Genomic DNA, 21,263 nt, shown 5'->3' with positions numbered 1-21,263 from the left:
AACGTGGAGTCGGAGCACACGGTGAGGCGATGGACGGGCGCGGCGTGGGACGGACGCCGGCTGACGGTGCAGGGCTGGTTCTCCCTGCTGCTGGCCGTCATGACGCTGCTGGTGGTGGTCGGCAGCGTGGTCGGCGCCGCACTGCTCGGCCGGACGGCGGAGGTCAGCGACCAGCTGCTGCGCCGCGTCCAGCCCGCCCAGACCGAGGCGTACCGGCTGCAGGCGGCGCTGGTCAACCAGGAGACGGGCATCCGCGGTTACGCGATCGCCGCCGACCGCCAGTTCCTCGACCCGTACACCCGGGGAAAGCAGGACGAGGCGGACTCGGCCGCCCGGCTGCACGAGTTCATAGGCGACCGGCCCGAACTCCTGGCCGACCTGAAGGCGATCGAGAGCCAGGCGGCCGACTGGCGCCGCAGCTACGCCGAGCCCCTCGCGGCCTCGGTCACGCCCGGACGCCCCAAGCCGCTGGACCAGCAGAAGGCCGACCAGGGCAAGAAGGAGTTCGACCGGCTGCGCACCCTGTGGGACCGGCAGAACACCGACCTGACGAAGGCGGTGGAGCAGGGCCGTTCCCATCTCGCCCATGAGCGTGCGGTGCGCAACTGGGTCCTGGCCGGCATGGTCCTGCTCTTCCTGCTGGCCTTCGCCGCCAGCGCCGTCCTGGTCCGCACCCTGGTGACACGGCCCCTGGAGGCGCTGGGCACGGCGTCGAAGCGGGTGTCGGGAGGCGACTTCGCCTACGTCATCACCGGCGGCGGTCCGGCCGACCTGACCGCGGTGGCCAACGCCGTCGAGGGCATGCGCTGGCACATCGTGGCCGAACTCGAGGCCTCCCGCGAACAACAGCGGGAACTGACCCGGCAGGCCGCCGACCTGGACGAGCAGGCCGTGGAACTGCGCCGCTCCAACGCCGAACTGGAGCAGTTCGCCTACGTCGCCTCCCACGATCTCCAGGAGCCGCTGCGCAAGATCGCGTCCTTCTGCCAGCTGCTGGAGAAGCGCTACGGCGACAAGCTCGACGACCGCGGCCGGCAGTACATCGACTTCGCCGTCGACGGGGCCCGGCGCATGCAGGTCCTCATCAACGACCTGCTGACCTTCTCCCGGGTGGGCCGCGTCAACGACGCCCGGGTGCCGGTCGGTCTCGACCAGGCGCTGGACAAGGCGCTGGCCAACCTCGGTACGGCCGTCGAGGAGTCCGACGCCCGCGTCGACCGCCCGGAGCACCTGCCCGAGGTCGTCGGGGACCCCACCCTGCTGGCCATGCTCTGGCAGAACCTGGTCGGCAACGCCCTGAAGTTCCGCCATCCCGACCGGACTCCGCGCGTGACCATCACCTGCGGAACGGACCCCGACGAGCCCGACAGCCTTCTGATGTCCGTCACGGACAACGGGATCGGCATCCCCGAGCAGTTCACGGACAAGGTGTTCATCATCTTCCAGCGGCTGCACGGCCGGGACGCCTACGGTGGTACAGGTATCGGTCTGGCACTGTGCAAGAAGATCGTGGAGCAGCATGGTGGCAGGATCTGGATCGACACCGCACACACGGACGGCACGCGCTTCTGCTTCACCCTTCCGTCCATCGCCGAGAGCCCGGAGGCGTCCGGTACCGGCACCGAGGAGAAGGTTCTTACATGACCACCCCAGCCGCCAGCCCGATCGACGTACTCCTCGTTGAGGACGACCCCGGCGACGAGCTGATGACCCGTGAGGCCTTCGAGGACAACAAGATAGGCAACACCCTCCATGTGGTCCGGGACGGCGAGGAGGCTCTGGACTTCCTCTACCGGCGCGGCGACCACACGGACGCACCGGAGCCCGATCTCATCCTGCTCGACCTCAACCTCCCCAAGTACGACGGCCGTCAGGTCCTGGAGAAGATCAAGTCCGACCCGGAGCTGTCCCACATCCCGGTCGTCGTCCTGACCACCTCGGCGGCCGAGGAGGACATCCTGCGCAGCTACAAGCTCCACGCCAACGCGTATGTCACCAAGCCGGTCGACCTGGACCAGTTCATCGCCGCGGTCCGCCAGATCGACGACTTCTTCGTCCAGGTCGTCCGTCTGCCCCGGCACTTCTGACGTCGCTCGGGACGTGAGGGGATCCGCCGGTCCCCGGTCTGCCGGTGGATCCCCCGCCGCGGCTTGCGCGGGTACGCCTCCACCTCCGCGGCCCCGGGCGGAGAGCCGGGCGTCCCAGTCGCTCAGCGCGCCCTCCAGAGGCTCCAGTCCGCCGGCCTGCCGTACCCGGCCGCCCCGCCTGAGCTGATGGGTCAGAGGGCGCGCCTCGAACTCATGTCTCCCTGAATGCCATTCGTTCGAACCTACGAAGTTCCCCCGCAGTGGGTTACCGATCGCGCCTCGCACTGGTAGGAAACGTTCCTAACAATCAGGTCTGGACCAAGTCTCCACCCCCCACCTCCACTTGGAGTCCCCGTGGAACCTGAAACAGTGCCCCCGGCCGCCCACGCCTCCCGCCGCACCCTCCTCGCTCTGATGGGAGCGGCGGCCTGCGTCGGCGTGATCGGTGCCCCGCGCGCCGCGGCACTCGCGGCCGCATCCGGCCTCGACGACCCCGCGAAGAAGGAGATCGCCATGAAGCTGGTGTCGAGCGCGGAGAACTCCTCGCTCGACTGGAAGGCGCAGTACAAGTACATCGAGGACATAGGTGACGGGCGCGGCTACACGGCCGGCATCATCGGCTTCTGCTCCGGCACCGGAGACATGCTCGACCTCGTCGAGCTGTACGCCGACCGCAAGCCCGGCAACGTCCTCGCCAGGTATCTGCCGGCCCTGCGCCGCGTCGACGGCAGCGACTCCCACGACGGCCTGGACCCGGACTTCCCCGACGACTGGCGCAAGGCCGCCCGGGACACGGTGTTCCAGCAGGCGCAGAACGACGAACGCGACCGCGTCTACTTCAACCCCGCTGTGCGGCAGGGCAAGGCGGACGGGCTGCGCGCGCTCGGTCAGTTCGCCTACTACGACGCCATCGTCATGCACGGCGACGGCGGCGACGCGACCAGCTTCAGCAGCATCCGCCGCCGTGCCCTGCGCCAGGCCAAGCCCCCGGCGCAGGGCGGCAGCGAGACGACGTACCTGAACGCCTTCCTCGACGCGCGCGTGTGGGCGATGAAACAGGAGGAGGCGCACAGCGACACCAGCCGGGTCGACACCGCCCAGCGCGTCTTCCTGCGCCAGGGCAACCTCGACCTGAACCCGCCGCTGGACTGGAAGGTCTACGGCGACAGCTACCACATCGGCTAACAGGCGGTCGGCGACGGCCCGGTGCGCCATCGCACCGGGCCGTGAAAACGCTCTCGGCAGAGCGTGTTTGCTGTCGAAGCGAGCGGTAACGCGATGTCCATGAGTGAATCGAACGAGCAGACGAACCGAGAATCCGGGACCGCCCAGGCCTCGGCGGCGAAGGCCCGGCGTACCACCGCCAAGGCCACGGCCCCGGCGACCAAGGCGGCGAACAAGGCCGCCGCCAAGACGGATGACGCCGCGTCAGCGAGCAAGCAGGTGACGGAGCGGACGGCCAAGGCGGCGAGCGGGGCCGCGCAGTCCGCGGCCAAGAGTGTCGAGGCCGGCCGGCAGACCGTCATCGCCGCCTCGGGGCAGGCCGCGGCCGTCGCCAAGACGGCCTGGACGGTGATCGCCCAGCGCAAGCTCATCGCCGCGGGCGTGGGTGCGGGCCTGACCGCGCTGACCGCGACGTCGTACGCGGCCGGCCGACGCGCCGGACGTCACACGCACGGCCCGATCACCCGCCTGACCGGCGGGCGGATCTGACGGGACCGGGGCGGGCCCGAAGGCATGCCTTCGCGGCGGGCGCGTACCGACCGCTTGTCACCGTTCCTGTGAGAGCAGGTCGCTCAGACGTGCGCCCGCCGCCCACCGCCGCAGAGCGGAACCGTCCAGCAGGCGGATCGTCCGCTCCCGGCGCGCCCACCGGACGTCGCGGTCGGTGAAGACCCCGCGGTGCACGACCAGACGCAGAGGTGACCCCCGGTCCCCGCCGTGCGGGTGGGGATGCGGCAGGTCCTCGTCGGGCAGGGGTTCCGCCACCGGCCGGAAGGCCACGTCGATCCGACGGCCGGCCGCGTCCCGTGCGCACAGGCGCGGCCGGTCGGGGGCGGGCATCAGCCGCACCCGCCAGCCGTCCCGGCGCAGCATCCGCGCCACCGCCAACGCCAGTTGCTGGGTGTCGAGTTCGTGCAGTTCGTCCGCGGTGTAGTAGCCCAGCCGGCGGCGAGCGCCGGGCCGCCCGTGCCGTACCGCGGCCGCGACGGCCAGGGCGAGCAGGGCGACACCGGCGACGGGGACGACGGCCCCGGCGACGCGGTACCCGGCGGAGAGCACGGCCGCCAGCGCGCACACGGCCGCCACGACCCCGGTGAAGGCGGGCAGCACATCACGGAGCCTCGGCCCGTAGCGCCCCTGGTCCCGCAGGGCGCGCACGACATGCCGCTTCCGTGATCGGCGCGACGGCAAGAGGCCGGACGTCCACGACAGCCGTGCCACAGCCCCAGCCCTCCCCATGCCGCCGGTCCGCACCCGTCACCTGACCGATACCCAGCCCGCGGCCAAGTGCCCTGAAAGCAGGGGGAATTCGGCCATGTGCGCCCCGCGCGCGGAAGCGTCAGGGGGCGCGCCGCAGGGCGCCCTCGCACCCGTCGGCGCACCCCTGCCGTGGCAGGGACGTGTCACCGCTCGCGTGCGGGATCCTTACGCTGACGCAGGCCGCTCCCCGCCGACCCGGTTGCGAGGACCCGCTCACAGGCGAGGCTGGATACATGCGTGCCGGGGCACACGGGAAGGACAGGGCGGCCGGGTGAAACGCGCCACCGACCGGTTCGGAGCGGCGGCCGACCAGCGAGGAGAGGACGACATGGCAGGGGTGGAGGACACGGGGGCCCTCGGGGGAGGCCCCCCGGCAGCACCCGCTGCGGGGCTCACCAGGGCGCTGGAGGCCATCGGCACCGCGGCGTACGTCGTGGACGAGGAGGGCCATGTCATCGCCGTGAACACCCACGCCGTGGAGCTGCTGGTCCGCCCCGCCGAGGCCTTCCTCGGGCGCGACGCGCACGACCTGCTGCACCGGGACGCCCACGGCGACCCCCTGCCGCGGAGCCGCTGCAGCATGCGGCAGGCCTTCCACGCCGGACGCACCACCCAGGCCGCGGGGGACCACTTCGAGTGCGGCGACGGCACCCTGCTGCCCGTCTCGTGGCTGATCACGCCGTACGACGTGGCCGGCCAGGGGGCCGGCACGCTCGTGCTCGTCCACGCCCACCATCCGCAGGGGACCGACGACCGCCCCGGGACGGGGGCCGAGTCGATGCCGGAACTGGAGCGGCTCGCCCTGCTGGCCGAGACCACCACCCGCCTGACGTCCACGCTCGACGTGGAGGAGGCGCTGGACCGGCTGGTGACGCTGGTGGTGCCCCGGCTCGCGGACTGGGTGGTCGTCGACCTGATCACCGAGCGCGACGAGGTGTGGCGGGCCGCGGTCGTCCACTCCGAAGGCGACGCCCTGGTCCGCCACGAGGACCTTCAGGGACCCATGCCGCCGGTCCCGGAGGAATCGCCGATGCCCCTGTCCAGGGCGCTGCGCGGGGTCGCCTCCACCCTGGCCGGCCCGCAGACCTACCGGCAGGAACCTGACTCGGGCATCGCGGTGGAACAGCGCCGCCTGTTCGAGGTCACCGGGATCCGCTCCGCCGCCATCGCCCCCATACGCAGCACCCGCGCCGTCCTGGGCGCCCTGACCCTGGGACGGGCCAAGGATCCGGTGGACTTCACCACCGTCGATCTCCCGCTGATCGAGGACATCGCCCGCCGGGCCGGCCTGGCCCTGGACAACGCGCGTCTCTACCAGCGTCAGCGCAAGGTCGCCGAGACCATGCAGAACCACCTGCTGCCGCAGATGCCACGGGTGCCCGGACTGCAGATGACCGCTCGCTACCTGCCCGCTCCCGACGCCTCACAGGTCGGCGGTGACTGGTACGACGCCTTCACCCTCGCCGACGGTGCCACCGCGCTTGCGGTCGGGGACGTCGTGGGCCACGATCTGGAGGCCGCGGCCGGCATGGCACAGCTGCGCAACATGCTGCGCGCCTACGCCTGGTCCCACCGGGAACCGCCGAGCCGCATCGTCGCCCGGCTCGACGAGGCGGTCATGCACATCACCGACGTCACCATGGCCACCATGATCTTCGCGCGGATCGAGGAACGGGACGACGGTCACTGGGAGGTGACCTGGACCAACGCGGGCCACCCGCCACCCCTCCTGATCAGCCACGACGGCCTGGCCGACTACCTCACCGAAGGGCACGGCATCCTCCTGGGCACCGGAGTGCGCACACCGCGCACCGACGCGAGCGCCCTGCTGCCGCCCGGCTCCACCCTGCTGCTGTACACCGACGGCCTGATCGAGGCGGTCGGCCGTTCCCTCGACGAGGGTCTGCAGCACCTGCGCCGGCACGCCGCCGCCCTCGCCCACCGTCCGCTGGCCTCCTTCACCGACCAGGTGCTGCGCCGGGTGAGACACGTCCGCAACGACGACGACGTCGCCCTGCTCGCCGTACGGGCACCCGCCAGAAAGTGATCCGGACGGCCGGCCCCGGCATCCGCACGGGACGCCCCGGGCGGCACCCCGCGCCACCCCGGCGACACACGACCGTGATAGACAACGCGCGTGAGCCCACGGGCCGTTTGCGCCCGCCACCCCGGCGACCGCCCGACAACAGGACTTGGTGCCAGTGATTCTGAAGACCTTTCGGTGGGCGTTCGCGGTCACCGCGCTCGGCCTGGCCGCAGGAGTGCTCTACGACGGCTGGGCCGCGTTCGGCATCGTGGCGATCCTGGCCGTGCTGGAGATCTCGCTGTCGTTCGACAACGCGGTGGTCAACGCCGGAATCCTGAAGAAGATGAACACCTTCTGGCAGAAGATCTTCCTCACCGTCGGCGTCCTGATCGCCGTGTTCGGCATGCGGCTGGTCTTCCCCGTCGTCATCGTCGCGATCACCGCGAAGCTCAATCCGTACGACGCCGTCCAGCTGGCCGTGACCGACAAGGACCGCTACGAGCAGCTGGTGACCGACGCGCATCCGGCGATCGCCGCGTTCGGTGGCATGTTCCTGCTGATGATCTTCCTGGACTTCATCTTCGAGGACCGCGACATCAAGTGGCTGGCCTGGCTGGAGCGGCCGCTGGCCAAGCTCGGCAAGGTCGACATGCTGTCGGTCTGCATCGCCCTGGTCGTCCTGCTGATCACCGCGTTCACCTTCGCCACCCACGCCCACCAGCACGGCGGCGCGCACGCCGACAAGGCGCAGACCGTCCTGATCTCCGGCATCGCGGGCCTGATCACCTACATGGTCGTCGGCGGCCTGTCGGGCTACTTCGAGAACAAACTCGAAGAGGAGGAGGAACGCGAGGAAGAAGCCGAACGCACCGGGAAGGCCGGCTCCCCGGTCAAACTGGCCGGCCAGGCCGCCTTCTTCATGTTCCTCTACCTCGAAGTCCTCGACGCCTCCTTCTCCTTCGACGGTGTGATCGGCGCCTTCGCCATCACCAACGACATCGTCCTGATGGCGCTGGGCCTCGGCATCGGCGCCATGTACGTCCGGTCGCTGACCGTGTACCTGGTCCGCCAGGGCACCCTGGACGACTACGTCTACCTGGAGCACGGCGCCCACTACGCGATCGGCGCCCTGGCCGTCATCCTCATGGTCACCATCCAGTACCAGATCAACGAGATCATCACCGGCCTCGTCGGCGTCGTCCTGATCGGCTGGTCCTTCTGGTCCTCCGTCCGCCGCAACAAGGCGATCGCGGCCGAGGAGGAGGCGACGGAGGCGGACTCGGTGGCGGTGCCGTAGGCCGGAACCGTCCTCCCCCGCCGCCGGGCGCCGCTGCCATGGCCACGGCGAACCGGGGCATCCGACGGGGTATGAAGGCCATGCCGAACCGGCGCCTCGCGCGCCTGATGGTGGTTCTGTCCCTGCTGCCCCTCGCCGGGGCGTGCGGCGGCGATCACGACGGGGCGTCCGACGGCCCGCAGACCCTGGGAGCACTGCGCACGGCGGGCTCCGGTGACCACGTGGTGATCGCCACCGACAACGGCCTGCGGCTGCGCCCGGCCGACGGCCGCGGCGTGAGCGTCGACGACCGCGTCGACGAGCACTGGTCCCATCACGGCGAGGTGTGGACCCTCGACCTGTCGTGCACCGACCGGGACCGGGGCGACGGGGACTGTCCCCGGATGCCGTACGTGGAGATCCCCGACGGCGTGAGCGTCACGGTCACCGCCCGCAACGCCGGCGTGGACGTCGCGGGCGTCACCTCGGCCCTGGACATCACCACCGTCAACGGGGACGTGACGGCGACCCGTTCCGGACGCGACGACGCCGACGTACGCCTGTCCACCCGCAACGGCTCGGTGCGCGCGACGAGCGTGGCGGCGCGGCGGGTGCACGCGGCGACCACCAACGGCGATGTCGTCATCGGATGTGCCGCCGTACCGTCGGGCGTCAGCGCCACGACCGTCAACGGCTCGGTCGACGTCACCGTGCCCCACGACAGCCCGTCCTACCGGGTCACCGCGTCCACGGACAACGGCCGCGCCCTGGTGGGCGTCCCGGAGCGCGACGCCGACAAGGACCACGCCATGACGCTGACCACGGTCAACGGCGACGTCGACGTCCGCCGGGACTGACGCGGCGCGACGGTGACGGAACGCCTCACGGAGGATCCGCAGCCGGCATCGTGCCTGGAGAACAGGTGAACGGAAGGCAGGTTTGCGCCCGCGCGGTCAGGGCAGACGGGCGGCAGGTGCTTGGGATCACAGGCCCACCGCGGAAGCGGCCGAATGCGGCTCTCCTTGGTGCGTGCCGCCGAGGCCTCTCCCGCGACAGTCCGAGTGACGCGGCGGACAGCACCGCCGGCACTCCCACTGCGCAGACGGAGGAGCGAATCATGCTCATGGCCCACCCCGCCCTTCTCACCGACCTGCTGGAGCGCTACGAGGCGCTGCACCTCCTGCACGCGGAGGAAGGCAGCGACGCGGCGCGCCAGCGCCTCGAGGACGTGTCCTACACCCTGTGCATCGCCACGGGCACCCGCGACATCGACTCCGCGCTGACCGCGGCCCGCCGTCAGCTGTCCGGCGCTCGCCCCGAGGACGACGCTCTGGTGGCCGGCGCATGACGTGAGTGGCGCGAGCCGATCGGGTACTCGGGCGGTCCGCCGAACACCGGCAGGCGGCCGCCCGCTGTGCCATGAGCCGCCGCCTGCCGAGACCCCCGAGAACCTGAGGAGCCCCTGATCATGACGGACGTGTCCGGTACCGGTCCCGCTCCGGCGGACGACCGCAAGGTGCTCACCAACCGCCAGGGCCACCCCGTCCACGACAACCAGAACCAGCGCACCGTCGGCGCCCGCGGGCCCGCCACGCTGGAGAACTACCAGTTCCTGGAGAAGATCAGCCATTTCGACCGGGAACGCATCCCCGAGCGCGTCGTCCACGCGCGCGGCGTGACCGCCTACGGCTACTTCGAGTCCTACGGCGCCTGGGGCGACGAGCCGATCAGCCGGTACACCCGGGCCAAGCTGTTCCAGGAGCGCGGCAAGCGCACCGACCTGGCCGTCCGCTTCTCCACCGTCATCGGCGGCCGCGACTCCTCCGAGGCCGCCCGTGACCCCCGCGGCTTCGCCGTGAAGTTCTACACCGAGGACGGCAACTGGGACCTGGTCGGCAACAACCTGGGCGTCTTCTTCATCCGGGACGCCATCAAGTTCCCGGACGTCATCCACGCCCTCAAGCCCGACCCGGTCACCTTCGAGCAGCAGCCGCGCCGCATCTTCGACTTCATGTCGCAGACCCCCGAGTCGATGCACATGCTGGTCAACCTGTTCAGCCCGCGGGGCATCCCCGCGGACTACCGCCACATGCAGGGCTTCGGCGTGAACACCTACAAGTGGGTCAACGCCGACGGAGAGACCAAGCTGGTCAAGTACCACTGGATGCCCAAGGCGGGCGTCCGCTCGATGACCGAGGAGGACGCCGCCAACGTGCAGGCCGACTCGCTCGGCCACGCCACCAAGGACCTGTACGAGGCGGTCGCCCGCGGTGAGTACCCCGAGTGGGAGCTGCTGGTCCAGATGATGGACGACCACGACCACCCCGAGCTGGACTTCGACCCGCTGGACGACACCAAGACCTGGCCCGAGCAGGAGTTCCCGCCGAAGCCGGTGGGCCGGATGGTGCTGGACCGGATGCCGGAGAACTTCTTCGCCGAGAACGAGCAGATCTCCTTCGGCACCGGCGTCCTCGTCGACGGACTGGACTTCTCCGACGACAAGATGCTGGTCGGCCGGACCTTCTCGTACAGCGACACCCAGCGCCACCGGGTCGGCCCGAACTACCTCCAGCTGCCGGTCAACCAGGCCAAGAACGCCGAGGTGCGCACCAACCAGCGCGACGGCCAGATGACGTACCACGTGGACGGCGGGGGAGAGAACCCGATCGTCAACTACGAGCCGTCCATCACCGGCGGCCTGCGCGAGGCGCAGTACCCGACCCACGACGAACAGGGCCCGGAGATCCATGGCCGGCTCACCCGCAAGCGCATCCCGCGCACCAACGACTACCTGCAGGCGGGCCAGCGGTACCTGCTCCTGGAGGAGTGGGAGCGCGACGACCTGGTCAAGAACCTCACCGGCCAGCTCGCCCAGTGCGACCGTCCCGTACAGGAACGCATGGTGTGGCACTTCCTGCTGGTCGAGAACGACCTCGGCCTGAGGGTCGGCGACGGGCTCGGCATCAGCCCGGAGGACGTCGCCGGTCTCGAGCCGCTGGCCGGTCAGGACCTCACCGACGAGGACCGCAAGCGGCTGTCGAACCTCGGCAAGAACCCGCCGCGTGACGTCGAGGGCCTGACCATGACCCACTGCGTGCCGGACGAGCGGCATGTCGTGACCCGCTGAACAACAGCAAACCAGGGCGGCACCGACAGCGAGGGCATGAGATCGTTGGGCCACCGATCCGTGAGAGGCGACCCGGACGATGAACGAGGTGGAGCCGGACGGCTCCGGCACCGCGGTGCGGACGCTGGCCCGGCTGGCGCTGCTCTGCCTGGCAGGAGTGGTCGCGGCGGTCGTGGCCGCGGGCCAGTGGCTGCTCCCGCTGCTCGGCCTGGTGGGACTCGGCCTGGCGGCCGCGGGCATCTGGTGGGCCCTCGCCCACCGGGGCCTGGCCCGGCTGTGCGGCGCCCTCCTGGCCGTGGCCGCGCCCGTCGCCGTCCTGGTCCTGTACGCCGTGTCGGGGATGTGGCCGTACGCGGCGGCCGCCATGGGCCTGTGGGTGGCGGCACTGGCCTGCGCCAGAAGCGCGCTGCGCCGGCTGCGCGCACCCCGTGGCGTGCACTCGCGCCCGGTCCGGCCGCCCCGCAGACCGGTGCTGATCATGAACCCGCGGTCGGGCGGCGGCAAGGTCGGTGAGCACGGCCTGGTGGAGCGCGCCGAGGCGCTGGGCGCCCGGGTCGTCCTGCTCGACGTGGACACCAGACCCGACCCCGCGGCGCTGGCCCGTCAGGCCGTCGCCGAGGGCGCGGATCTGCTCGGGGTGGCAGGCGGAGACGGCACCCAGGCCCTGGTGGCGGGCGTGGCCGCCGAACACGATGTGCCGTTCGTGGTCCTCGCCGCCGGGACCCGCAACCACTTCGCGATGGACCTGGGCCTGGACCGCGACGATCCGGCGGCCGGTCTCGACGCCCTCACGCACGGCGTGGAGATCCGTGTCGACCTGGGCGACGTGGCGGGCCGGCCCTTCGTGAACACGGTCTCCTTCGGGACGTACGCGGAGATCGTGCAGAGCCCGGACTACCGCGACGCGAAGACGTCCACCACCCTCGACCTGCTGCCGGACCTGCTGGTCGGCGGGGCCGGCGCACAGCTGACCGCCACGGCGGACGGACAGCAGCTCGAGGCCCCGCACGCACTGCTGGTGAGCAACAACCCCTACGCGCAGGTCGGCCCGCTGGGGGTCGGACGACGAGCACGCCTCGACGAGGGCCGACTCGGTGTGATCAGTCTGCGGATCGAGGGCGCGGCACAGGCAGCCGAGATCGCGCTGCTGGGCGAGCGCGCCAGCGGGATCACCTCGTCGACCTCGCGCCGGGTGACCGTCGAGGCCGACGCGGAGACGATCCCGGTGGCGGTGGACGGCGAAGCGCTGCTCCTGCCCCAGCCGGTCGTGTGCACCATACGACCCAGAGCCCTGCGGGTGCGGGTGCCGAGAAACCGTCCCGGCGCGCCGTACACTGCCCCGTCCGTCGACTGGCGTCGTGTCGTGCGGCTCGCCTTCGCGCGGACTCCCCTTCCGGCCGTCAAGAACCAGGAGCAGAGCGATGCTTGACCGACCGCAGCGCGAACAGCGGACCTCCCGAGAGCTGTTGCGGGATCTCGCGGCCCTCGACCAGGCGCTGTACGAGGCCGTCACGGTCACGAAGACACCGGCTCTCGACCACGCCCTGCGGCGGCTGTCGGCCGCGGCGGACCACTCCAAGATCTCGTTCACCATCGCCGGACTGCTCGCCCTCTCCCCGGGCCGCCCCCGGCGCGCGGCCGCCCTCGGAGTCGCGGCCATCGGGGTCGCCTCGGCGAGCGCGAACATGCTCGGCAAGCGCCTGGTGCGGCGGCCGCGCCCGCACCGGGCCGTGGACTCGCCGTTCCCGGGGCGCCACGTGCCGATGCCGGAGTCCGCGTCCTTCCCCTCGGGGCACACGGCGTCCGCGGTCGCCTTCGCGGCGGCCGTCGGACCCGCGCTGCCCGTCGCCACGGTGCCGCTGGGCCTGCTGGCCTGCGCGGTGGGCTACTCGCGGATCCACACCGGCGTGCACTACCCCGGCGACGTGGTCGCCGGCGCCGTCCTCGGCACCGGAGCGGCGGCCGCGGTCCTCGCGGCCGCCGGCCGGCAGGCACGGAACGGCGGTTTCCGTCTGCCACGGTCGGCGAGGCCCGTCGGCTGAACGAGCCTCGGCGCGGCGCCCGTCAGTCCTCCCGCGCGGAGCTGTCCTCGCGGGGCGCTGCCGGTTCGCCCGCGTCGGGTGTCGTGTAGAAGACCGAGGAACCCTGCTTGGTGCGCTGGGCCTGGTTCCTGGCCACGAGGCCCTCGAGTGTGGTGCGTACGACGGTGGTCTTGATCGTGCGCTCGGGGTGCTGACCGCCGAGCGCGGTGGAGATCTCGGCCGCCGAGCGGGGTTCGCGCTGTTGGGCCAGATGCTCCCGGACGAGCTCGACGAGGGTGGGCCCCGGCTGCGCGGTGGAGGTCTTGGCGGCCGCCTTCTTGCCCGTCTGCTTTCCGGCCGGTGCGGTCGATTTCCGGCTGCCCGCCCGCTTGTCGGCGGCAGGAGACTTCTTGCGGGGAGCGGGCACCGCCGCGTCGGACGCGGGAGCGGGCGAAGCGGCGGTGGGTGCGGCGCCCAGCACTTGCCGGATGTTCAGCAGGACGCTGTGGTCGTGCTGCAGGGCGGCCAACTGGGCTTGCAGCGCCTCGATTTCACCGGTGAGGCGCTCTTGTTCCTTCAGGTTGCGTTCCAGATCGCCGGCCACCTGGGTGCTGTACTGCGAGGTCAACTCGGTGGTGCCGGGAGCGGTTTCGGACATGGGCTCGCACCTCTTCCTGGGGCCGTGGCCCGCAGTGGGCGTGCCCGCGGCCTCTGCGAATTCCAATGGGCGTGCTGTCTCGCCTGCGATACTACGCAGGACACGTGTCTTGTTCTGTGCTTGTGCCGTACTGGACGGCTGCTGCAAGGCGGCACGAACTCACGCCCGTTGGACCGCCATGATCGGGGTACACGGGTCGGCATGACACACACTGACGACCCCACGGTGACGCGCGCCGCGAGGCAACTGCGCCGCATACGGGCCTTCTACGCGGCCGGCGCCGCCCTGTGGACGGCCTCGTCGGCCTGGACGCTGTGGGATTCCCCCGGCAGCCGGCCCATGTGGACCTCCCTGCTGCTCCTGGCCGTCTTCACGGGCCTGCTGGTCATGGCCTCCCGGTGGCTGCGCCATCTCGAACCCACCGGTTCTGCCCGGCCCGCCCGCCACATGGCGTTCTCCGGACGGACCGGCCGGCACGCGCTGTCCAAGTCCTGATCGCGGGTCGGGCCGGCCCTCTCCAGCGCGCTGTTCGTGTGTGCAAGGGCGGCACCGTGTTCGTCCTGTTCGCGGGCGCCGTCGACGCACTCCGTCTCACTGGACGAGGCGCCGCGGGCGTACGACATGGTCAAGCAGAAGTCGGACGGCTGCGTGCGCGCGGTCATCCCTCCGGGCGGCTGAGCCCTCGACCTCGTTTGCCGCACGTGCAGCGGGAGACCCGGCTGCCCATGAGCGCGCGACGACGTCATCCACGTACACGAGAGAACCCGGTCCTGCGGCTGCTCGACCGCCTGGAGCGGGATCCGCGGCCGGACCCGGTGATCGACGCCCTCGGAGCGGGGATACGGTCCCTGCCGCTGGGGCGCGGCCGGGACGTGCTGCACGGCACGTGGCTGGGGCATCCCGTCCACCCGCTGCTGGTGCAGGTGCCGATCGGCAGCTGGCTGTCCGCCGCCGTCCTGGACCTGCGGGGGGACCGCTCCCGAGAGGCGGGCCTGCTGGTGGGCGTCGGCGTGGCCGCGGCCGTCCCCGCGGCCCTGACGGGTGCCGTGGACTGGGCGGAACTGCAGCGCCCGCAGATGCGCGTCGGACTGGTGCACGCGCTGTCCAATACGGCGGCCCTCGGCCTGTACACCGCCTCCCTCGCCTGCCGCGCCACCGGCCGCACGCGCGCGGGCCGGACCCTGGGCTTCCTGGGGCTCATGGCCGCGGGAGCGGGCGGCATGCTGGGCGGCCACCTGGCCTACCGGCAGGCCGCCGGCGCCAACCACGCCGAGGCCGTGCCCCACCTCGTCACCCCGGGCTGGCACCGGATCGGCGCGCTGGACGACTTCCCGCCCGGGCTGCCGGTGCGGCGCAGTGTGGACGACGTGCCGGTGATGGTGCTGCGCCGGACCGACGGGGCGATCCACGCGCTGGCCGACCGGTGCAGCCACCTGGCGGGACCGCTGTCGGAGGGGACGGTGTCCGACGGATGCGTGCGATGTCCCTGGCACGGCAGCGTCTTCCGGCTCTCGGACGGACTGAACGTCAGCGGCCCGGCCATCGCGCCCCAGCCGGCGTTCGAGGTGCGGGTCACCGACGAGCAGGTCGAGGTGCGCCTGCGCGGCCAGGAAGGAACGGGTGCGGACGCCGGGGAGCGGGAGCCGGACCTGAACCTGAGCGAGGCAGGCCATGAGCACAGCCGCTGACATCCGCCTCGGCCACCGGGCGCAGGCGTTCCTGCGGCGCACCGGCCGCACCTACGCGGGCTCGCACGAGCGGCCCCTGCGCGGCTATCTCGCGGCCATGGCCGCGTTCGGCACCTACACGGCGGGCTGGGCCACGGCGGTACGGCTGCGCGGGCGCCCCCTGCCGGACCGGCCGCAGTCCTGGGACGTGCTGCTGACCTCGGTGGCCACGTTCCGGCTCAGCCGGCTGATCAGCAAGGCGGCCGTGACCAGCCCGATGACCTGCCCGTTCTGCATGAGTGTGTGGGTGGCGTCGACCCTGACCGCCGGCCGGCTGCCGTGGCCGCGCGCGACGCGCACCGCGATGGGCGCGCCGGCCGCGCTGGCGGGGGCGGACGCGCTGCAGCTGGCCTACGGTGCACTGGTCGACAAAACCACTGAAAAGTTATGAGCTGCGCGATAATACCCGCTCATCTGATGGCTGTCTTCTTCAAACGGGCGTGTGGCCGCGCTTATTTGTCGATCTCCTGGGCACTTGGGGGGCACCCCTGACACAGCCGGGACCTCGGCAGCACCTCAAGGAGCGAATGTGGCCATGCGCATTGGTGTAGAGGAGGAGTTCCACATCCTGGAAGTGGAAAGCGGTCTGCTCGTGCCGCGTGCCGACGCGGTCCTGCGGCGGCTTCCCCGGCGCACCTTCACCACGGAACTGCACCAGTCCACCGTGGAGTCGAACAGCGGGGTGCACGCGTCCCTGGCAGGCCTGTACTCCGACCTCTCCAGAACCAGACGGCGGCTCGACGCGGCCGCCTCCTCGCTGGGGCTCGCGGTGGTGGCCGCGGGCACGGCACCACTGGCCCCGGCCGCCTCCGGACACCCCACCGGTGGCGCACGCTACCGCCGCATGGTCGAGGAGTACCGCCAGGTGGCCGATGAGCAGCTCATCTGCGGCGCCCAGGTCCACGTGGACATACCCGACCGGGACACAGCCGTGGGGGTGATGTGCGCGATCTCGCCCTGGCTGCCCGCGCTGCTGGCGCTGTCCGCCAGTTCCCCCTTCTGGCAGGGGGCCGACACCGGCTATGCCAGCTGGCGCACTCTGCTCTGGCAGCGCTGGCCGACCGCGGGTCCCGTCGGCTGCTTCCGGAACGCGGCCGACTACGACGCCGCGGTGCAAGACCTCGTCCGGGCCGGGGTCATCAGCGACCCCGGAATGATCTACTACGACGTCCGCCCCTCCGCGCATCTTCGGACACTGGAACTGCGCATCTGCGACGCCTGCCCGCGGGTGGAGACCGTCGTGCTCGTCGCCGGCCTGTTCCGTGCCCTGGTGACCGAGGCCCTCGAGCTCCACGCGGCCGGGGCGACGGTGTGCGACGGCCGCCACGAATGGCTCCGCGGCGCCTCCTGGCGGGCCGCCCGGTCGGGCCTGGAGGGCGCCCTCGTCGATCCCCGGACCCACCGGGAGGCGCCCGCCGCCGACGTCGTACGCGCCCTGCTGGCCCGGTTGCGTCCCGCGCTCGAGGCCCACGGCGACTGGCAGACCGTCAGGGACCTGACCGAGGGCGCCCTGGCGCAGGGCAGCGCCGCCGCGCGCATCCGCCGCAAGGCCCGCGAAGAGGACCTGCTGGCCTGCACCGACCTGCTGATCGCCGAGACCCGCGGCGAGCGCCGACACCGCAGGCACCCCTTCGCCGCCCGCAGGAAGGGTCCGCGCTTCGCCGCGGGCCGGGCAGGGTCCGGGGCCCCGGAGGTCCTGGGCAGCTGACCCGCGCGCGGCGCGCCCGGCTGCCCCGGCCGCCCGCCCTTCACCCGACAACCCCGAGGAGAGGTTTCGTCCATGTCCAGCAATTCCGCCCTGGCCGCGACCGGCAGGCGCGACCCGGGGTCCCCGTCCCGGCTCGTGACCGACGGCTCCTGGGAAGGGGGCGGCGCCTCATGTGCGGCCTGAGCGGCGAGATCCGCTTCGACGGCAGGCGGCCCGACCTGGCGGCCGTGGAGCGCATGAGCGACCGGCTCGCCGCCCGCGGACCCGACGGCCACGGCATCTGGACACAGGGCGCGGTGGCGCTGGGACACCGGCGGCTGAAGATCATCGACCTGTCCGACCTCGGCGCCCAGCCGATGACCGACGCCGACGGCGAGATCACCGGCGTCTTCAACGGCTGCGTCTACAACTACCAGGAACTGCGCGAGGAGCTGGGCCGCCTCGGGCACCGCTTCACATCCACGTCCGACACGGAGGTCGTGCTCCACGCCTACCGGCAGTGGGGAACCGCCTGTGTGGAGCGCTTCTACGGCATGTTCGCCTTCGCGCTCGTCGAGCACCGCACCGGCCGGGTCGTGCTGGGCCGCGACCGGCTGGGGATCAAACCGCTGTATCTGGCACCCGCACCGGGCCGCCTGCGGTTCGCCTCCTCGCTGCCCGCCCTCCTCGCCGCCGGGGACGTCGACACCTCCGTCGATCCGGTGGCCGTCCACCAGTACCTGAGCTGGCACGCCACGGTCGCCCCGCCGCACACCGTCCTGAACGGCGTTCGCAAGCTGCCGCCCGCCACCGTACGGGTCGTCGAACCCGACGGCGGCCACCACGACCACCGCTACTGGCAGCCGTCCTACACGCGGCGCGCCGAACTCGCTCAGATGGGGCCCGACGAGTGGCGTGACGCGGTGCTGGAGGCCTTGCGCACGGCCGTACGCCGCCGGATGGTCTCCGACGTCCCGGTCGGCGTGCTGCTCTCCGGCGGCCTGGACTCCAGCCTGATCGTCGCGCTGCTCGCCGACGAGGGCCAGCGCGACCTGAAGACGTTCAGCGTGGGCTTCGAGTCCGAGGGCGGTGAGGAGGGCGACGAGTTCCGCTGGTCCGACCTGGTCGCCCGGGAGTTCGGCACCGACCACCGACGGATGATGGTGCCCTCGGACCGGGTCTCGACCGCCCTGGACGACGCCGTCGCCGCGATGAGCGAGCCGATGATCAGCCACGACGTGGTCGCCTTCCACCTGCTGTCCGAGCAGGTCTCCAAGGAGGTGAAGGTCGTCCAGAGCGGTCAGGGCGCCGACGAGGTGTTCGCCGGCTACCACTGGTATCCGGAGCTGGCCGCGGTCGCGCGCGAGGAGGAGCCGCAGCGGTACGCCGAGACCTACTTCGACCGCCCCCACGCCGACCTCGCGCGGATCCTCCAGCCGCACATGCTTCCCGAGGACGACGTCTCGGGCCGCTTCGTCAGGGAGCACATGGCGCGTCCCGGCGCGCAGACCGCCCTGGACGCGGCACTGCGACTGGACACGCACGTCATGCTCGTCGACGACCCGGTCAAGCGGGTCGACAACATGACCATGGCCTGGGGACTTGAGGCCCGCGTGCCCTTCCTCGACCACGAACTGGTCGAGCTGGCCGCGGCCTGTCCGCCCGAGCTCAAACTCGCCGACGGCGGCAAGGGCGTACTGAAGGAGGCGGGCCGCAAGCTGCTGCCGCTGGAGGTCGTCGACCGGCCCAAGGGCTACTTCCCGGTCCCGGCCATCCGGCACATGGCCGGCCCCGTCCTGGAGCGGGTGCGCGAGACGCTCGCGGCACCCGAGGCGAAGAAGCGGGGCATCTTCCAGGAGTCGTACGTGGACGAACTCCTGGCGGCACCCGACGATCACCGGACCAAGCGCGGGGCCAACGCCCTGTGGCAGGTGGCGCTGCTGGAGATATGGCTGCAGACGCACGGAATTTCGTGACCGGCGAGCACGGCACCCGGACCGGGCCCGCACCGGTACCCGTACCGGTGCGGGAACCTGCCCGCGCCACGGCCCCCGCCCCGGTGCCGCTGCCCGAGGCGGAAGGCCCGCGGGACGCGGTGACCCGGCTGCACGCGCACGCCTGCTGGTACCCCTCCGCCGATCCCGACGGCACCCGGGCGGCGTTCATCTGCGACCGGGGCGGCGTCCCCCAGCTGTGGGCCGGTCCCGTGGACGGGGACGGGATCCGGCTGCTCGACGCCTCCCCGGATCCGGTGAAGGAGGTGTCCTGGTCACCCGACGGCCGCTGGATCGCCTACACCACCGCCCCGGGCGGCGGCGAGCACTCACGCGTGCTGTGCGTGCGCCCCGACGGCACCGGCCGACGCCTGCTGGCCGGTGCCGACCCGGCCACGTCCGCCTACCTCGGCTGCTGGGCCCACGACGGCTCGGCCGTCGCCGTCACCCTCGCCGCGCCGGCCGGCAGCCGCGCCGAGGGGGACGGCCTGTGGCAGCCGTCGGACGCCGTCCCGGCCCACTGGACGGCCCGCGACGGCCGGGCGACCCTCCTCGGCACCACCGCCTACGCCGTCGGCCCGGACGGGACACCGGCGACCAGGGCGGGCGGGGGCCTGTCCGCCTACCTGATCGATCCCGAGGGTCTGGCGTCCCCCGTGCTGCTCGCCACGGAACCGGACGCCCCCACGCTCCGCGTGTGCGACCTCAGCCACGACGGCCGGCTCGCACTGCTGCGCCGGGGCCCGCGAGGCAGGCGGGAGGCGTTCGTACGGCGGGTCTCCGACGGGGCGACGACCTTCACGATGCCGGTCGCGGACGGTGACCAGTGGATCGGCCGGTTCTCCCTCGACGGACGGACCCTGTGGCTGCGCAGCGACGCCGACCGGGAGTACGCGGCACTGTTCGCCGTCGCTCTCGGCCCCGACGGCACCCCGCACGGCAGGACCGTCGTCGCCGAACGCGAGGACTGCGACCTCGAACTGCTGGCGATGGCGCACGACGGCCGGACGGCGGTGCTCGCGTGGAACGTGCGGGGAGCCAGCGAACTCGACGTCGTCGAGACCTCCCCGGGGCACGGCCTCGCGGACACCACCGGACCCGCGCGGCCGGTGCCGCTGCCCCACGAGGTCGTCACGAGGGTCGCGGCGGCGGGGACCGGGCGGCTGCTGCTGGCGCTGTCCGGTTCGCAACGCCGTCCCGGCGTGTGGTGGGCCCGCGAAGGCGTGTCCCTGCTGCGCACCCCGTGGTCCTCCCGCGACGAGGACGCCGTCCCGCCGGGCCGCCCGCCCGTACGCCCGGTCCTCTCCCGCCTCACCGCCCGGGACGGCCTGCCCCTCAGCGGCTGGTACTACCGCGCTCCGGGACGTGCCCCGGGCGAGCCGGCGCCCTGCGTGATCCACCTGCACGGCGGGCCCGAGGACCAGGAACGCCCGGTGTTCGACCCGCTGTACCACGAGCTGCTCGGGCGCGGTCTTGACGTCTTCGCCCCCGATGTCCGCGGCTCGGGTGGACACGGCCGCACCTTCGTCGACGCCGACCTGGGCCCCGGCCGCTTCGCCGCACTCGACGACGTCGCCGACTGCGCGGCACACGCGGTCACGGCGGGCCCCGCGGACCCCACCCGGCTGGCGGTGATGGGCCGCTCGTACGGCGGTTACCTGACCTTCGCCTCCCTCGTGTGGCACCCGGACCTGTTCCGCACCGGTGTCGCCGTGTGCGGCATGTCCGACCTGCTGACGTTCTTCGCGGGCACCGAGCCCTGGATCGCGGAATCGGCGGCGCACAAGTACGGGCACCCGGAGCGGGACCGCGAACTGCTGCGCGCCCTGTCACCGATGAGCCGTATCGACGCGTTGCGGGCCCCGCTGCTCGCCGTCCACGGCGAGCACGACACCAACGTGCCGCCGGGGGAGTCGGAACAGTTCGTGCGGGCCGCACGGGAGCGCGGCGTACCCGCCGAGCTGCTCGTGCTGCGCGACGAGGGACACGACTTCCTGCGCGCGGACAACCGGCGGTTGTTCCGCCGCACGGCGGCGGACTGGATGGAGCGCCACCTGCACCCCTCCTGAGCTTCCCCGGCGACCGTACCGGGCGTTTCAGGAAGGCGTCCGCGGTCAACTCGGTGTCCGGACCGAGCGGACCGTTCGCTTCGACACCTGGACGGGGCGGGACGGAC

At 72.1% G+C, this 21,263-nt stretch carries 19 protein-coding genes; 17 read left to right on the top strand and 2 right to left on the bottom strand.

Going from position 1 to position 21,263, the window contains the following annotated elements; all coding sequences use genetic code 11:
* Positions 1-99 precede the first annotated feature (99 nt).
* The 4 genes from ACFYZ8_RS07045 to ACFYZ8_RS07030 all read left to right on the top strand — a co-directional run bounded on the left by ACFYZ8_RS07045 (position 100) and on the right by ACFYZ8_RS07030 (position 3,800).
* Positions 100-1,644, top strand: a complete 1,545-nt coding sequence (locus ACFYZ8_RS07045) for a CHASE3 domain-containing protein (RefSeq protein ID WP_359034812.1) — start codon at positions 100-102, stop codon at positions 1,642-1,644.
* Positions 1,641-2,087, top strand: coding sequence for a response regulator (locus ACFYZ8_RS07040; RefSeq protein ID WP_123986888.1), 447 nt, complete (start codon positions 1,641-1,643; stop codon positions 2,085-2,087). The genes ACFYZ8_RS07045 and ACFYZ8_RS07040 overlap by 4 nt, the downstream gene beginning before the upstream one ends.
* Before the next feature lie 414 nt (positions 2,088-2,501).
* Positions 2,502-3,272, top strand: coding sequence for a chitosanase (locus ACFYZ8_RS07035; protein ID WP_359034814.1), 771 nt, complete (start codon positions 2,502-2,504; stop codon positions 3,270-3,272).
* 93 nt (positions 3,273-3,365) lie between these two features.
* Positions 3,366-3,800: a hypothetical protein gene (locus ACFYZ8_RS07030; protein ID WP_359034667.1), complete on the top strand. Its 435-nt coding sequence runs from the start codon at positions 3,366-3,368 to the stop codon at positions 3,798-3,800.
* 57 nt (positions 3,801-3,857) lie between these two features.
* Here ACFYZ8_RS07030 and ACFYZ8_RS07025 read toward each other — a convergent pair whose 3' ends face one another.
* Positions 3,858-4,469 carry a hypothetical protein gene (locus ACFYZ8_RS07025; RefSeq protein ID WP_388531625.1) on the bottom strand — a complete coding sequence of 204 codons (612 nt, stop codon included), beginning with the start codon at positions 4,467-4,469 and terminating at the stop codon, positions 3,858-3,860.
* Between the two features lie 430 nt (positions 4,470-4,899).
* On the opposite strand from ACFYZ8_RS07025, the gene ACFYZ8_RS07020 reads away from it, so the two are divergent.
* The 7 genes from ACFYZ8_RS07020 to ACFYZ8_RS06990 all read left to right on the top strand — a co-directional run bounded on the left by ACFYZ8_RS07020 (position 4,900) and on the right by ACFYZ8_RS06990 (position 13,042).
* A complete protein-coding gene (locus ACFYZ8_RS07020) occupies positions 4,900-6,618 on the top strand; it encodes a SpoIIE family protein phosphatase (protein WP_388532128.1) in 1,719 nt (572 codons plus the stop codon).
* Between the two features lie 154 nt (positions 6,619-6,772).
* Positions 6,773-7,894: a DUF475 domain-containing protein gene (locus tag ACFYZ8_RS07015; protein ID WP_388531627.1), complete on the top strand. Its 1,122-nt coding sequence runs from the start codon at positions 6,773-6,775 to the stop codon at positions 7,892-7,894.
* Positions 7,895-7,965: 71 nt separating this feature from the next.
* On the top strand, positions 7,966-8,730 hold the full coding sequence (locus ACFYZ8_RS07010) for a DUF4097 family beta strand repeat-containing protein (RefSeq protein WP_388531628.1): 765 nt from the start codon (positions 7,966-7,968) through the stop codon (positions 8,728-8,730).
* 260 nt (positions 8,731-8,990) lie between these two features.
* Positions 8,991-9,221 carry a DUF5133 domain-containing protein gene (locus ACFYZ8_RS07005; protein WP_359034675.1) on the top strand — a complete coding sequence of 77 codons (231 nt, stop codon included), beginning with the start codon at positions 8,991-8,993 and terminating at the stop codon, positions 9,219-9,221.
* Positions 9,222-9,341: 120 nt separating this feature from the next.
* Positions 9,342-11,000 carry a catalase gene (locus ACFYZ8_RS07000; RefSeq protein ID WP_388531630.1) on the top strand — a complete coding sequence of 553 codons (1,659 nt, stop codon included), beginning with the start codon at positions 9,342-9,344 and terminating at the stop codon, positions 10,998-11,000.
* 79 nt (positions 11,001-11,079) lie between these two features.
* Positions 11,080-12,429, top strand: a complete 1,350-nt coding sequence (locus ACFYZ8_RS06995; RefSeq protein WP_388531632.1) for a diacylglycerol/lipid kinase family protein — start codon at positions 11,080-11,082, stop codon at positions 12,427-12,429.
* Positions 12,422-13,042, top strand: a complete 621-nt coding sequence (locus ACFYZ8_RS06990; RefSeq protein WP_359034681.1) for a phosphatase PAP2 family protein — start codon at positions 12,422-12,424, stop codon at positions 13,040-13,042. Before ACFYZ8_RS06995 ends, ACFYZ8_RS06990 begins: the two co-directional genes overlap by 8 nt.
* Before the next feature lie 22 nt (positions 13,043-13,064).
* On the opposite strand, the gene ACFYZ8_RS06985 is transcribed toward ACFYZ8_RS06990, so the two are convergent.
* The gene (locus tag ACFYZ8_RS06985; RefSeq protein WP_388531634.1) at positions 13,065-13,679 is read right to left on the bottom strand and encodes a hypothetical protein; all 615 of its coding nucleotides are present in this window, start codon (positions 13,677-13,679) and stop codon (positions 13,065-13,067) included.
* Between the two features lie 201 nt (positions 13,680-13,880).
* Between ACFYZ8_RS06985 and ACFYZ8_RS06980 the strand changes: the two genes are divergently transcribed.
* The 6 genes from ACFYZ8_RS06980 (at position 13,881) to ACFYZ8_RS06955 (ending at position 21,156) form a co-directional block, all read left to right on the top strand.
* Positions 13,881-14,174: a hypothetical protein gene (locus ACFYZ8_RS06980; RefSeq protein ID WP_359034685.1), complete on the top strand. Its 294-nt coding sequence runs from the start codon at positions 13,881-13,883 to the stop codon at positions 14,172-14,174.
* A gap of 230 nt (positions 14,175-14,404) precedes the next feature.
* Complete coding sequence (locus ACFYZ8_RS06975) at positions 14,405-15,367, top strand: Rieske 2Fe-2S domain-containing protein (protein ID WP_388531636.1); 963 nt, start codon at positions 14,405-14,407, stop codon at positions 15,365-15,367.
* Positions 15,351-15,797 carry a DUF1360 domain-containing protein gene (locus tag ACFYZ8_RS06970; protein WP_388531638.1) on the top strand — a complete coding sequence of 149 codons (447 nt, stop codon included), beginning with the start codon at positions 15,351-15,353 and terminating at the stop codon, positions 15,795-15,797. Before ACFYZ8_RS06975 ends, ACFYZ8_RS06970 begins: the two co-directional genes overlap by 17 nt.
* Positions 15,798-15,941: 144 nt before the next feature.
* On the top strand, positions 15,942-17,114 hold the full coding sequence (locus ACFYZ8_RS06965; protein ID WP_388531640.1) for a glutamate--cysteine ligase: 1,173 nt from the start codon (positions 15,942-15,944) through the stop codon (positions 17,112-17,114).
* A 170-nt stretch (positions 17,115-17,284) separates the two neighbouring features.
* Complete coding sequence (locus tag ACFYZ8_RS06960) at positions 17,285-19,069, top strand: N-acetylglutaminylglutamine amidotransferase (RefSeq protein ID WP_388531642.1); 1,785 nt, start codon at positions 17,285-17,287, stop codon at positions 19,067-19,069.
* The gene (locus tag ACFYZ8_RS06955; RefSeq protein WP_388531644.1) at positions 19,042-21,156 is read left to right on the top strand and encodes a S9 family peptidase; all 2,115 of its coding nucleotides are present in this window, start codon (positions 19,042-19,044) and stop codon (positions 21,154-21,156) included. Before ACFYZ8_RS06960 ends, ACFYZ8_RS06955 begins: the two co-directional genes overlap by 28 nt.
* Positions 21,157-21,263 lie beyond the last annotated feature (107 nt).

The organism is Streptomyces sp. NPDC001668 (assembly GCF_042893155.1).
Classification (GTDB): Bacteria; Actinomycetota; Actinomycetes; order Streptomycetales; family Streptomycetaceae; genus Streptomyces.
The sequence above is the reverse complement of the archived record's forward strand: the minus strand, read 5'-3'. Positions and strand labels throughout refer to the sequence as shown.